The sequence below is a fragment of the Nostoc edaphicum CCNP1411 genome (assembly GCF_014023275.1).
Classification (GTDB): Bacteria; Cyanobacteriota; Cyanobacteriia; order Cyanobacteriales; family Nostocaceae; genus Nostoc; species Nostoc edaphicum_A.
In genome coordinates this window covers 436,497-449,918 of sequence record NZ_CP054698.1, presented here as the reverse complement: position 1 = coordinate 449,918, position 13,422 = coordinate 436,497, and the positions used below count along the sequence as shown (strand labels likewise).

The window sequence follows — 13,422 nt, the reverse complement described above, 5'->3', positions numbered from 1 at the left end:
TCAATACTTGTAAAAAGGAATAAGCGATCGCACCTGAATTTTAAATATTTTTTGTGTTCTTGGGTCAAATGCGTTGCACACAAAAGCAGCAGCAGCTTGAGAGATGATTGTTGCGATCGCAGCCCCAAGTCCTGCATACTTAGGAATAAGGAATAAGTTAAGAATAATATTTAGGATTGCCCCAAACAAAGTCTTACCTAAAGAAACGTGGTTCAAACCTTCAGCAATAAACCAAGGTGATGTTGCTAGACCCATAAATACAAACAAAGAAGTCCAAATATGAACTGCTAATATTGATCCTGCTTCTGCATATCCACTTCCAAACATCACCATAATTATCTTGTCAGACAGAAATGACATTGGAAGAGCAATTGCCAAAGATATACATGTCATTAGACTGAGTAATTGTCCAATTCGCTGATAGTAAAGACTTTCAGACTTTTCCTTAGCTGCGTAAATTGCAGGAGCAACAGAAGAAACAATAGCCCCCGGAATAAAATACCAAATTTCAGAAACCCTAACAGCAGCAGTATAAACTCCAACCTCACTATTTCCGATCATTTGGCCTAACATCACCTGATCTATTTTCATAAAAATCAGGATAGCGAACCCCGAAAAAATGAGAGGTAAACTCTCTTTCAGAAGAGTTTTGGCAGCAGAAAAACTCCAACGCCATAACCACAACGAAGACCCTTTGACTTGGTAAACAATCAGCAATCCAATTGCACTCATCGCAAATTCTGCTAATGTTACCCAAGCAAAAGCTAACAATGGTGCTTTTGTTAAAATTAGTCCGATTTTGATAGCACTATTTAGCAGAAACGCTGTGTTCTTAGCAATCACAGTGTATTTTGACTGCACCTGTGATTGAAACCACAGTTCAATAGTATCAGCCGCCCTAAAAATTCCTGCCATTGCTAAAATTGCAACTAGCCATATCTTCAGTGTTTCCTGCTCACCTAAGAAAAACATAGTGCTAACTGCCAATAAGACAGAAGCAATTCCACCCAGCAACTTTAGCCAAAAAGTAGTTCCTAAAATTTCCTCTTTGTTTGATGATTGACGCACAAGATGGCGAACTACTACGTCGTCCAGTCCTAGAGTGAAAATTGGGCTAAATAAGGTAACAAAAGCTAAAGCATAGTTAAAGACACCATACTGCTGTACTCCTAAGTAGCGTGCTATCCATACTCCTACGACTAAGCTTGCACCCATACGTAGAATACGGTCAGCAAACAACCAACTTGTATTGGCAATAATTGCACGCAGTCCAGAACGAGATTTAAGTTTTGATAAGTTTTTAATTTTTAGTTTACTTAACATTATTTTTATGAATTAATCATGCAACGTTCTCTATCCCTATCAATATTGCCTACAATACTTTTAATTTCCCAGTCATCAAAGTTTTCAAAAAATAGCTAAATAAGAAAACAATGCCTTTTATTTTCCAAAAAAAGTTATGCTCAAACAAAAATATTATTTTCAAATATGAAATAAAATCTTGATATTTTGGACATGGTATTGTTTTTAACTCATTTAGAGATGTGAAAGCCAATAATAATGGTAAACTCAAATTATTTTTTTGCAGAATGTAATTAAATAAGGAATTGCGTTTCCAGAATCTCTTATACTCATAGTTGTTATCTATGTCTAAAAAAATTTTGTTATGATACTGATTACTTTTATGTATTCTATACATCACTAAAGGTTTAGATATATAAAACTTTTTAGCTCCTACCAAAGAAGCTCCCCATACCAGACAGTCATCAGCCCTTACACGCCAATCTTCTACATTTGGAATAGGCAAAAATTTTCTAATTATTTCTTTACGGATTGATAATGTTGAAGTTATGGAGCCAATCCATTCACCACTATATAAAGTTCTGATTACTGAATAACCCAAATCTAAATCGATAGCATCAGCTTGAAATATTTCTTCTAATGCTCCAAATTTTTTATACGCACAAAAAACAAAATCACATTCACTACGTCTCTTATAAAAATTTAATGCTGTTTCTAAATATTGAGGTTCATAAATATCATCGGCATCTAAAAAAAATATAATGTCTCCAGTTGCAGCTAAAAAACCTTCGTTGAATGATGATAGTTGTCCTTGATTTTTTTCTTTCAAGACAGATTTAACATTAGCTACTTGAGTAAATTTGGTTATGACTTCTACTGAATTATCTGTGGATGCGTCATCAACAATAATAATTTCATCAAATTTAACTGTTTGATTTAAAGCGCTATCAACCGCCTCTGAGAGAAATTCAGCATAATTGTAATTATTAATTAAACAAGATGTTTTTATTTTATTTTTATCCATACAAAATGCCTCAATAGATAACAAAATAAGACGAAAATATTTTTGGAACCAATAATTACCAATAGGCCGGATATTTTGAGGGACTTGTAGGGACATCATCAGGTCTACACCTAACCCAGGATTCATTATAAAGAGACTGAAAAAACGGAATTTTATCCCAACGGTTGCCTTTAATGCCAAAAAGAATTTGAGTTGCTCCTCCAAGGTGGAGAGCCTGTTTACCAAGAGATTTAATGTAAGCAGCTAATGGAAGTCCATAAGCACCACATCCGATAATAGCTATGTCAAAATCTTGATCTTTAATCTTGTTACACATCCAATCATAAGCATCGAACCAAGTATTGAACTGAGTTTGAGTTCCCGCTAGAGACTGTACTGCTTTGAAGGTAATTAGTTCAAATTCAGGCAAAATACTTTGGTTTTCAAAAAGTAACTTCCTATGGTTTTTATATTGTGATGAAATTGTTTCTGCAAAAGGATGAATGACTAAAACCTTTTTTCCCTCAAGATTCTTGCTCCAAGGGTCGTTGTGATAATAAGGTTCAAGCGTATTTAATTCCACAAAAGAAGCTTTTGGGCAAGAATTTCTGATAATTTCTGGTTCTCCAATTTGAAACCATACTCCTAGAACATCTATAGATTTTGACGATTCTAGAAAAAGTTGACTAAATCGATCTAGATGTTTTTCATCTGCTGGGAAAAACCCAGAATCATTAGATATTGACTCAAATATAGATCCCTTATAACCTCCTTTTAGGTATTCATGTACACAATAAGCTTCTGTGCTACCAAAGCGAGAAATCATAAAAGGTTTACTATCTTTAATAAGATTGGTAACTAATTCATTACTCTGTTGAGGAGATAATATTTGCTGATATATGTCATAGTTTTTTACATGATTTTTGAGAATTATTGCCTTTGTGTAAATAGAGCCTTTCCATTTAGCTAATGGAGTATTTGATTTTACGAATTGCTTGAGATTTTTGCTTAACGTCATTAATTTAGTCCTACAGTCAAAAAATTTGGTTTAGATGGTTGTAGTCAGATTCGCTTTCGCAATTCATCGAATAACTTAACGCTCTTTGGAAAATTTTGTTAGGCTGCTAGATACTAAATCTTGTTCAATTTGTCGTTTCTTATTGTCATAAAAATAATTATTAGGTTCATTTTTAGTATTCACACCATTGATAACTATCCCTAATACCTTCTGACCTGACTGAGTTAAAAACTCTTTAGCTGCATTCGCACTGTTAAGGTCAACTACTCCAGGACGAACAACTAATAAGATACCGTCAGTGAGTGTGCTTAGAACAGCAGCATCTGCTATTCCCGACAGAGGAGGAGTATCAAATATTACCAGATCATAATCTCTTCCAAAGCTACTAATTAATGTTGCCATGCGTTGAGAATCTAGCATTGCAACTGGATTGGGAGGTAAAACTCCAGAAGTAAGAACCTCAAGATTAGGCATCACTTCTTGTACTACCGTATCTAAAGATGCTTGTCCAATAATTACATTGCTTAGTCCCATTGCATTTGGTAGCCCCCAGATATGATGCTGTATGGGATGACGCATATCTGCATCCACCAATAATACCCGACGCCCTGCCTGAGCCATAGTCACAGCTAGATTTGCAGATACGTCAGACTTTCCTTCTTTGGCAACGGAACTTGTAATTACAATGCTTTTGAGCGGTTTATCAGAACAGAGAAACTTCAAGTTAACTTGTAGTATTTGGTATGCATTACCAACAGGGAAGTAAGGAATATCTCTGCCAATAATTTTGGGAATAGCTCTATCGAGTCCTGCTATAGAAGAAGGATCTTTAGCATTTCTGCCTTGTGTCGGAATTACTCCTAAAACACTATATCTCAAGACTTCTTTAGCTTCTTTGACGGTCTTCACCGAGCGGTCTATTAAGTCTAAACCAAAGGCGACAATGATACCTAAGAAAAGACCAATTCCCCCTCCACCAACAATAAATAAGATTTTGCGAGGTCCTTCTGCTTTATCGGGAATTAAGGCATAGGAAATCACACGAGCATTAGGAATCTTTTGATTCTGTGCAACATCAATTTCTTGGCGTTTCTTTAAGAGTGTTTCGTAAGTCGTTTGAGCCGCTTGCAGTTTCCGTTCTAGCTCTCGTTGGCTTTGTTCTAGCCTTGGCAAATTATTTGCTCGTTTGATGTAGGCATCTTGCTGTCGCAAGAGTGTGCCAATTTGTCTTTCTAGACCAACCCGTTGTGCCTGAGCACGAGTAATATCTGCAATTAGGCTTTGGCGCAGTTGTCCAACCTGTAAACTTCCCTCTGTTATCTGCGCTGTACCCGCTACTTGTCCTACCCGCTCTTTTAGCAAGCTTTTAAGAGCTGTGACCTTTTCTTCTAAGTTAGTGATTGTAGGGTGTTCAGGTTCAAAACGAGTTCGCTCTAGTGCTAGTTGACTTTCTGTTTCTTGAAGTTGAATAAGCACTTTTTGAACCCCAGGTGCTTGACTCAAGTCAGATGCGATGACACCTTGCTGTGAATCTACTTGAGCTTCACTACGTAACTGTTCCAAACGACCTTTGACATCATCTAATTGAGCTAAAGCTTGAGAAATTTGGTTTCCTAACTTGGAAATCGTATCGACCGCTGCGGTTGCTTCTTGTTCCAGGACAACAATTTTATTCGTTTCTTTAAATAGTCGCAGTTTTGATTCGGCTCTTCTGACAATTTCCTCAGCTTTGGGTACTTCCGTTACGAGAACTTGTTTGGCTGTCAATGCTTCATTCTGATTAGCCTTGATATTTAGGTCGATATAACTGTCGATAACTTCATTGACGATTTTGGCAGCCAGTTCTGGATCGCCGCCTTTATAAGAAAGTTGTACAACATCAGTACCTTTGATTCCTTCTATTTTTAGTTGTTCTGCCAGGACGGGAATCGATAAGGGTTTGCCTTGACTATCTTTGAGCTTGAGGGAATTAATTGTTTTCTCAATCACTGGATTTGATCCAATAACCCTCACCTGAGTTTCCAGAGGATTGTCGTTTACATTCAAAGCCTCTAGGCGTCCTATGTCTTGCGGTAACCCTGTGAGTGAGGAAGATCGATTTGTTTTAATCATCAAACTTCCTTCTGCTTTGTATGAGGGTTTTAATGAAAATGCATACAAGCATCCAAAGGTAACAGCTATGCTAAAAATTCCTACTAGAGGTAACCAGCGCCGTTGTATAACTTCTAAGTATTTTTGAATATTTACTTCTTCAAAGTTGGGTAAAGATTCCATTGTCATAATATATACAAACTTTCTTTTATAAAAAACAGACTATTTACTTGCAGGAGATTTTCCTCAGTATTTTACTGGTAGTAGGACTGTAGTCTAATTTGCGATGGTAATATTTGCGTTGATTGTCACCTAATGCTTTTTTTCCTAAGATTGTTCAATATCTGAAGTCAACTAATAGTTTTAGTAGTCTCAATTTTGACTTAGATTTTTTGATATCCTCCTGACATCGAAAACAGGATAACTCACAACTTTCTCCCTGATTCACTGGCTTTTCATTCTTTTGGTTAACTTTGGTTAACTTAGTTTTATGTTGTTACTGATGCAAGTATTGATTAGTAATCTAACACTCAACATCATATTATGTAAGAACACTGAATTTGATAACTTTACAAAAAATTCATACAAAAAGCTGGTATATTCGCTATCGGTTTACTGATTTTGAAAAGACAAGAGGAGTTAATTCCTTCAGGGTAAGGAATATAACAATTGTGTCAGCCTACAAGCAGTGAAACCACTTTAGAGATAAGCTTTGTGCAGTGAAAAGAGACATTTAGAAAGACTATATGGATATTTACGTAAGTGACTTCAAAGTTTTCAGCAACAATTAATTCTTGCTCTGAATAATAGCCAATCTTGGAAATGATACGGGATTGGCAACAATAAAATTGTGTGATTTTAGTATCGAAATTTTAAGGATTCGTGAGCAATTTAATTTGCCCAGACTGGTGAAAAACTTTTTTGATGTAGCTTGATGTGTGAAAATTACAACACAGTGCCCGTCCTTGGGTGTATATCCCGGTTTTTTTGGCTTGCCTGTAAATTTGCAATTACCTTACTTGTATTCTGCAATTCAGGCAAAATACTACTTCCAAGATTTCTCTAAGAATATATATGTTGTCTTATACGTGTAACTACAGGGTAACACGCATGATAGATAAACGGCTAGTAAGTAAGTTGACATAGTAAAACTAAAGTATGTAAATAAAGATAAAGTAGGCTAAAACCCTTTTCCCTTCTGTTTTCTGCTTGATCGCAATGACAAATTTTTAGGCTGACTTATTTAGTACGGGTAAGTAGGATAGATTAGTCAACATCAGGCTAGTACAGTACTGCTACAATCCAGTTACTATCCCAATTAAGCAGACAAGGTGCTTAACCCGTATTTCTCACAAGCTTTGCGATCGCCAATTTCGTAATCTTTACCCAGAGCAGGTTTTGAGCCTGTTTATCGGAAAACACATAAATCTAGGTTTTATAAGGCTTTGAAAGATGTGGTGAACAATCAGGGTTAAGCCTCTTGTTAAAAGTAGGCAAATTTTCGCGACAATGTACTCTATATCTCACTATATTTTTAATGAAGTTTAGGCATACTTCTTACTACCTGTGTTAATCTGAAGTACCCAAACTAGATTGCTATTTCTTGGTTTCTGTATCTAGCCAATTGTAATTATTAAACTGACATTAAATGTTGAGAGATTGAATTATGAAATCCTCTTCTATTATCTTAGTCGTTGTGATTAGCGCACTTGCTCTCTCCCAGAGTGCCTATGCTAACCAAGAGAATGTTCCCATGACAACAGATGATCGCAATCAGGCTGGAGTTTTATTGACAGAACCAGCCACGATTAACGCTACATGGAGTAATTTTATCGGACAGACTAATAATCCCAAACAAACTACTGAATCAATTTCGCTAGTGCAAGAGCCAGGATGCCCAAAGATTAACCCGATTGAGTTCATCAATAACCCAGAGTCTTTCTTTAAGCAATGTCAGAAGCCAGCAAATACCGAAAGTTCTCAAAGTACTGAGCCAATTGAGTATTTCAAGGTTCCTAAGCTGGATTCTGGTCTTAGGGTGACAGTTACTCAATTTTAATATAGGAACTTTTTTAACAATAGATAACTAATTCTCGGTAGTGTAATTTATCTAGATAATTTACGCTCAAATATGGATGAAATATTTATGCTAGTACAGCACGGCGGAAATAAACCACCCATTCCCAATCAACAAAACCCTTACGCTGTATTCATTTTTAATTTTTAATTTTTAATTCCGCCTTGCGGTACTAGCTGCTTTAGCTCAAAGCAGAAAAGCTTTGCCGGAATGTTTGCCGAACCCACCAGTAGTCTGTGTAATCATAGATGCCCAAAAGGTAGTAGCTCAAGGATACACGCGGGCACCGGGAAAAAACCATGCTGAGGCTGACGCACTTAAACAGATTCAATGATGGGTGAAGAGTTAGATTAAGACCTTAATATAGTGCCATTTTTCCAAAAATCTTTGCGATAAGTCAATCATCTGTATTGATGCATAACTGTGCTTTTGTGTCAACTTAAGGTGAGAACGAGTAAGCGAGAAAACTGTGAGATGTTGCTTTGTTACAAGTCTCAGATTATTTACGACTTCTCCAAAAGTGGGTAATCTTGCTGTTCAAGTTGTGCTGTACAACAATCAGCTACCCATCCCTAAACAAAAATCTTTTCGCTTCAACAGGATATTAGTGGCGATCGCGGGTGTTGGTGTCTTGCCAAGTATTATCCTTGGTGTTAATGTGACCACTGTTACTACTTTTAGTCTATAAAATGTTTCCAAAAGCAATCAAATTGATAATACCGCATCTAATGCAGATATCTGCGTGCAGTATGACACAAGTGCAATTGTCACAGATATCTGCGTCTTTGTTATCTTAAAGCCCAAATGACAAGTATTTGACCAAACTGCTAAAGAAAGCTGTGCTTGAGCAGGAGAGGGGCTTTGTTTTGTGTTTAACAATCGCCTGCTATGTACTCAGCTTCATGATGATTGGATTATCTCGTAAAAAAATAGAGGTAAAAAATGGAGGTAAAAAATGGATATCTGATAAGATTTACAGAGACAAATTCTGACCAGACTATTAATATTTAAATAAATAATATTTTTGTTGTTTAATAATTCTGATTTATTTGGATAGTTGCTGTTAATAATTTATCTCTTAGGTAATAAAATTGTTGCTTGGTAAGCTTGTTATTGTTTCCAGTAAATGCATTGGATAATTAGACTAAACATAATTCGTGTTTGAAAATATGCAAAAATCCAGAAAAAAGGAGTGTAATTACTTCAAATTATATGCTGATAATACTTTAGGTAATTGATTTGTGACTGGTGATGATGTTAGTATTAAAGGGTGGGTTGATTTTGGGTTTATTATCTCCAACAATTAACTTGTAATGTATCATAAGACCTAAATTCATCAGTATTGCCAATTGCATTGATTAGCAGTGTGAAATGACTATGGGTCTGAATATCTAGACTTGATACCAATAAATTGATGAGGTTACAGAGGAGCAAATAACCATGAGCAACTTAACATCTCCACCTACCGAAGTTCAAAAAACGAAGAAAAAAAGTTTAGCCGCAGATAAAAAGCCTCGAGTTACAGATGATATTGTGCGTAGTTATCTGCAAGAGATCGGGCGTGTAGATTTGTTGACTCGCGAACAAGAGGTTATTTTTGCCCAACAGGTGCAGCAAATGATGAATTTATTAGCTGCTAAGGAAGAATTGGCTGTGAAATTAAATCACGAACCAACGCTGCAAGAATGGGCAGATCAGTTGGAGTCTAGTGTTGAGGTGTTAAAGCAACAGCTAAGTCAAGGACACCAAGCCAAGCAGAAAATGATTCAGGCTAATCTCCGGTTAGTGGTAGCAGTGGCGAAGAAATACCAGCACCGCAACTTGGAATTTATGGATTTAATTCAAGAAGGTACTTTAGGTTTAGAGCGAGGAGTGGATAAATTTGATCCCGCTCTTGGTTATAAGTTTTCAACCTACGCTTACTGGTGGATTCGTCAAGGAATTACACGAGCGATCGCTCAACAAGGACGGACAATTCGTTTACCTATCCACGTCTTTGAGAAACTGAACAAAATTAAACGGGTGCAGCGAGAATTATCTCAACAGTTGGGCCGCGTTCCCACTACTGCGGAAATTGCCAGCGCGTTATCTTTGACACCCAGCCAAGTTAGAGAGTGTTTGTACTTGGCCCGCCAACCTTTCTCCTTAGAGGCGCGAGTTGGTGAACAACAGGATACAGAATTGCAGGACATACTGGAGGATGATGGCCCTTCTCCCGAAGACTATGCTGTTGAAGAATCTCTGCATCAAGACTTACAAGACTTGTTAGCAAAGCTGTCTCCCCAGCAGCGAGAAATATTAACCTTGCGCTTTGGTCTTACTGATGGCTATGAACTTTCTTTAGCACAGATTGGCGATCGCATGGGTATTAGTCGAGAACGGGTGCGCCAGATAGAGCAAAAAGCTCTCAGTCTCCTCCGACGCCAAAAGGAACAAGTACGTAGTTATCTAGCTAGCTAAGGTTATTTTTTTACGATAGTTTAGGGTATTTAAACTCAGGAATTCACCATCATGACTGTATAAAATTCAGTCATTTTGGGGGAAAATAAACCTAACTAATCTCTCTCGAAGATTTGATATGAGCATATCAAAAACAGTGCAACAATTGCAGTTAGAATGGGTGACTTCTGAAAACTTTCAGCGTTATGGACAGGTGATTTTTGCAAGTCTTGATGGCAAAAGTTACGATGGAGAAGATGCCCAATTAAACCTGCAAAACGGGATTCCACGATTTTATATTATGCGGTTGGAAAAGAGAGGGCGAAAGTTTCACAAAATTACTCGCCATCTGCAATGCACTCAATGTCTGGGTTCTTTGGAAGGGAAGGATTGGTTAATTGCAGTTTGTCCTCCTGATAATGATGTGAATGAACCAACATTAGAAGAGATGGCTGCTTTCCGGATTCCGGGGAATTGTTTTATTAAGCTACATGAGGGTACTTGGCACGCTGGCCCCTATTTTGACCATGAAGCTGTGGATTTTTATAATTTGGAATTAGCTGATACAAATATGGTGGATCATTTCACCCATGATTTTCTTAAGAGTCATCAATTAGAGTTTGAGATGGTTTAGGTAATTGACACAGAGTAGTTGACAGAATCAACCAAAGATGCATCTATAGGAGGACACCAGAGGCTATCTCCTATAGACGCATTAGCTTGGATTAATCAAATCAGCGATCGCCTTTACCAATACATCTGGATCTACTGGTTTAGAAATATGCATTTGAAATCCTGCTGCTAATGCTTGCTGCTGATTCATTTCCCCCGCATAAGCTGTCAGAGCGATCGCTGGTACGCTTCCTCCTTGTTGGGGCGATCGCGATCGCACTTCACGCATCAGCATATAACCGTCTGTCTTTGGCATTCCAATATCACTAATTAAAACATCTGGGATCGACTCAGAAAGCGCTTGTAGTGCTTCCTGTGCTGATGCTACGGCGGTTACTTCTACACCGTAGTCTTGCAAAATGAAGGTGACTAAATCGCGGATATCTGGTTCATCATCCACAACCAGAACTTGAGTGTTTGAAAGAAGCGAGGATTCCGGCTGACAATCTAAAGACTGATTTTCCTCACGCCAAACCTGTTCATTTCTGACTAAAAGCGGTAGATCAACAGTGAAAGTTGCACCCGATTCTTCTCCAGAACTTTCGGCTTGAACTTTTCCCCCATGCATTTCTACAACCTTACGCACGATCGCTAATCCTAAACCTAGTCCACCAAATGTCCGTGTCGTAGTGCCATCAGATTGACGAAAGTAATCGAACACATAAGGCAAAAAGTCTGGGCTAATTCCCTTACCTGTATCGCTGACCTGAATTTGAACCTGGTTAGCAGTTTCCATGAGTCGAATTTCTACCCGTCCTCCTGTTGGTGTAAATTTTACCGCATTGGAAAGTAGATTCCACACAACTTGTTGAAGTCGATTTGGGTCGCCCATAACTTGTCCCAAATTGGCATCAAATATGGTCTGAATTTGAATTGACTTGGCTTCTGCTGCTAGTTTTACTGTTTCTAGTGCTGCTTCAACTACCATTACCAAGTTTACTGGACAGATATTCAAGTTTAATTTTCCTTGGAGGATGCGAGACACATCCAACAAATCTTCAATTAGCTGGGTTTGTAACTTGGCGCTGCGTTCAATGGTTTCTAAAGCGTGGTTGGTAGTTTTTTCATCAAACTTGCGAGTCCGCAGCATTTTCGACCATCCCAGAATGGGATTGAGTGGGGTTCGCAGTTCATGGGAGAGAACCGCTAGAAACTCATCTTTAATTTTGTTGGCAATTTCCGCTTGTTTACGTGCTGTCCTTTCGCATTCTAGTAGGCGATCGCATTCTTTTTCAGCCAATTTGCGATCGGTAATGTCCAAGACAAAAGCAACACCATGTTCTTGGGAGTCATTCAGCAAGGCCATCCCCAAAACAATTGGTACTCGCTTTCCGTTGCGGTGGATATACTCTTTTTCGTAAATTTTGGAAACTCCAGTGGTTTGCACTTCCAAAAGGGCGCGATCGTCTAAATCCTGATACTCGCCAGGAGTAAGTTCTCTCCAATTAATTCTATCTAAAGTGGCAAACTCATCACGAGTGAAGCCAGCTAGTTGGAGAAAGGCATCATTGGCATCCAGAACCAAGCCATCGACATTCCAAAAAGCGACCCCAATCAAATTAGATTCAAACAAACGCCGAAATCGTGCTTCACTTTCGCGTAATGATTTTTCTGCCCGTTTGTGTTCGGTAATATCGCGAGAAACAGTGATTACGCCTTCAATAGTTTGATCAACATTGCGTAATGGTGTGAGGATATATTCATAATAATGCACCCCATCAGCAGTAACATATTTACATTCATCTTTAAACGGCTGCCCAGTTTTCATTACAGCTTGTCGTTGATTATCTACTTGCGTTATCAGGTCTGCGGGTAAATCCAATTCTGGCAAAGTTTTTCCGACAATATCCTGGGGTTTTAAACCTAATACAGTAGCTCCATCACTACTGACATACTGATAGCAACCTTGGCGATCAAAGATGTAGATGTGATCCACTGAAGCGGTGAGAATGGCATTTAAAATATTTGCCTGTTCTTGAACTTGGGTAGTTAGTTCACGAGTACTTTCTTCAGCTTGCTTGCATACAGTAGTTTCCATACAAACGCCGATCATTCGCACCGCTTGTCCCTGATCGTCATAGATAAATTTTCCCTTGGCAGAAATCCAAGGTGTACTTTGGTCTGAGCGAACTATCCGAAATTCATCGTTGTAATCAGTTTGGGTTGCCAAAGTGTGAGCGATCGCTTGTATGACAAATGGCTTATCTTCAGGATGAACGCACTTCAAAAAGCCTTCATAACTACCGTCAAAACTTCCGGGAAGCAGACCAAAAAGCACTTCATGATTTTCCGACCAAATTACTTGATTGGTAACAATATTCCAATCCCACAATCCCATTTGAGAAGCATCTAGAGCTAGCCTCAACCGTTCTTCACTCTCCCTAAGAACTACTTCTACTTGCTGTCGCTCCACAATTTCTTGTTGGAGTTGTTGTAAAATTACTGCCACATCTATTGGTAGATTTATAAATATGGATGTATCCTTCTCAATCTGCCACTCGACAACTTTAATATGGGAATCTTCTACTTCTAATGGCAGCTTTCTTTTTAGTTCTCTTAATTGCTCCTCAAGTGCTGCTTGCCTTTGTTGATAAAATATTTCTGATTGCTCTAACTCTGCTACTCGCTGCCGCAGAACTGTTAAATTATCAGTGATTTGAAAGTTAATTTTATCAACATTTGGCATTTTGTACACCGATTATACTTAATAGCATTACCTTGAAGAGTAGGCATACCCTAGTCTAATAAGTATGTATTTTCTAGCTCAAGAACGCAATCCATCAAAAGGCACATAAATTCAAAATTCAAAATATTACCACA

The 13,422-nt window shown here is 38.0% G+C and carries 10 protein-coding genes; 5 read left to right on the top strand and 5 right to left on the bottom strand.

Going from position 1 to position 13,422, the window contains the following annotated elements; all coding sequences use genetic code 11:
* The 4 genes from HUN01_RS04630 to HUN01_RS04615 all read right to left on the bottom strand — a co-directional run bounded on the left by HUN01_RS04630 (position 1) and on the right by HUN01_RS04615 (position 5,603).
* Positions 1-1,323, bottom strand: coding sequence for a flippase (locus tag HUN01_RS04630; protein WP_181930292.1), 1,323 nt, complete (start codon positions 1,321-1,323; stop codon positions 1-3).
* A 49-nt stretch (positions 1,324-1,372) separates the two neighbouring features.
* A complete protein-coding gene (locus HUN01_RS04625; RefSeq protein WP_181930291.1) occupies positions 1,373-2,326 on the bottom strand; it encodes a glycosyltransferase family 2 protein in 954 nt (317 codons plus the stop codon).
* A 55-nt stretch (positions 2,327-2,381) separates the two neighbouring features.
* Positions 2,382-3,323 (bottom strand): hypothetical protein, encoded by a 942-nt coding sequence (locus tag HUN01_RS04620; RefSeq protein WP_181930290.1) that lies wholly within the window; start codon positions 3,321-3,323, stop codon positions 2,382-2,384.
* 75 nt (positions 3,324-3,398) lie between these two features.
* Positions 3,399-5,603 carry a GumC family protein gene (locus HUN01_RS04615; RefSeq protein ID WP_181930289.1) on the bottom strand — a complete coding sequence of 735 codons (2,205 nt, stop codon included), beginning with the start codon at positions 5,601-5,603 and terminating at the stop codon, positions 3,399-3,401.
* Between the two features lie 1,477 nt (positions 5,604-7,080).
* On the opposite strand from HUN01_RS04615, the gene HUN01_RS04610 reads away from it, so the two are divergent.
* The 5 genes from HUN01_RS04610 (at position 7,081) to HUN01_RS04585 (ending at position 10,564) form a co-directional block, all read left to right on the top strand.
* Positions 7,081-7,473, top strand: coding sequence for a hypothetical protein (locus HUN01_RS04610; RefSeq protein WP_181930288.1), 393 nt, complete (start codon positions 7,081-7,083; stop codon positions 7,471-7,473).
* A gap of 538 nt (positions 7,474-8,011) precedes the next feature.
* On the top strand, positions 8,012-8,179 hold the full coding sequence (locus HUN01_RS04600; RefSeq protein ID WP_181930286.1) for a hypothetical protein: 168 nt from the start codon (positions 8,012-8,014) through the stop codon (positions 8,177-8,179).
* A gap of 54 nt (positions 8,180-8,233) precedes the next feature.
* Positions 8,234-8,299: a hypothetical protein gene (locus HUN01_RS36505; protein ID WP_420832807.1), complete on the top strand. Its 66-nt coding sequence runs from the start codon at positions 8,234-8,236 to the stop codon at positions 8,297-8,299.
* A gap of 632 nt (positions 8,300-8,931) precedes the next feature.
* Positions 8,932-9,951: an RpoD/SigA family RNA polymerase sigma factor gene (locus tag HUN01_RS04590; protein WP_181930285.1), complete on the top strand. Its 1,020-nt coding sequence runs from the start codon at positions 8,932-8,934 to the stop codon at positions 9,949-9,951.
* Between the two features lie 118 nt (positions 9,952-10,069).
* Positions 10,070-10,564, top strand: coding sequence for an ureidoglycolate lyase (locus HUN01_RS04585; RefSeq protein ID WP_181930284.1), 495 nt, complete (start codon positions 10,070-10,072; stop codon positions 10,562-10,564).
* An 81-nt stretch (positions 10,565-10,645) separates the two neighbouring features.
* Here the strand turns inward: HUN01_RS04585 and HUN01_RS04580 are convergent, their stop codons facing one another.
* Positions 10,646-13,288 carry a hybrid sensor histidine kinase/response regulator gene (locus HUN01_RS04580; protein ID WP_181930283.1) on the bottom strand — a complete coding sequence of 881 codons (2,643 nt, stop codon included), beginning with the start codon at positions 13,286-13,288 and terminating at the stop codon, positions 10,646-10,648.
* Positions 13,289-13,422 lie beyond the last annotated feature (134 nt).

Coding starts and splice junctions, on each gene's coding strand:
- HUN01_RS04630 (WP_181930292.1), bottom strand. CDS start 1,323: ATGTTAAGTAAACTAAAAATTAAAAACTTATCAAAACTTAAATCTCGT.
- HUN01_RS04625 (WP_181930291.1), bottom strand. CDS start 2,326: ATGGATAAAAATAAAATAAAAACATCTTGTTTAATTAATAATTACAAT.
- HUN01_RS04620 (WP_181930290.1), bottom strand. CDS start 3,323: ATGACGTTAAGCAAAAATCTCAAGCAATTCGTAAAATCAAATACTCCA.
- HUN01_RS04615 (WP_181930289.1), bottom strand. CDS start 5,603: ATGACAATGGAATCTTTACCCAACTTTGAAGAAGTAAATATTCAAAAA.
- HUN01_RS04610 (WP_181930288.1), top strand. CDS start 7,081: ATGAAATCCTCTTCTATTATCTTAGTCGTTGTGATTAGCGCACTTGCT.
- HUN01_RS04590 (WP_181930285.1), top strand. CDS start 8,932: ATGAGCAACTTAACATCTCCACCTACCGAAGTTCAAAAAACGAAGAAA.
- HUN01_RS04585 (WP_181930284.1), top strand. CDS start 10,070: ATGAGCATATCAAAAACAGTGCAACAATTGCAGTTAGAATGGGTGACT.
- HUN01_RS04580 (WP_181930283.1), bottom strand. CDS start 13,288: ATGCCAAATGTTGATAAAATTAACTTTCAAATCACTGATAATTTAACA.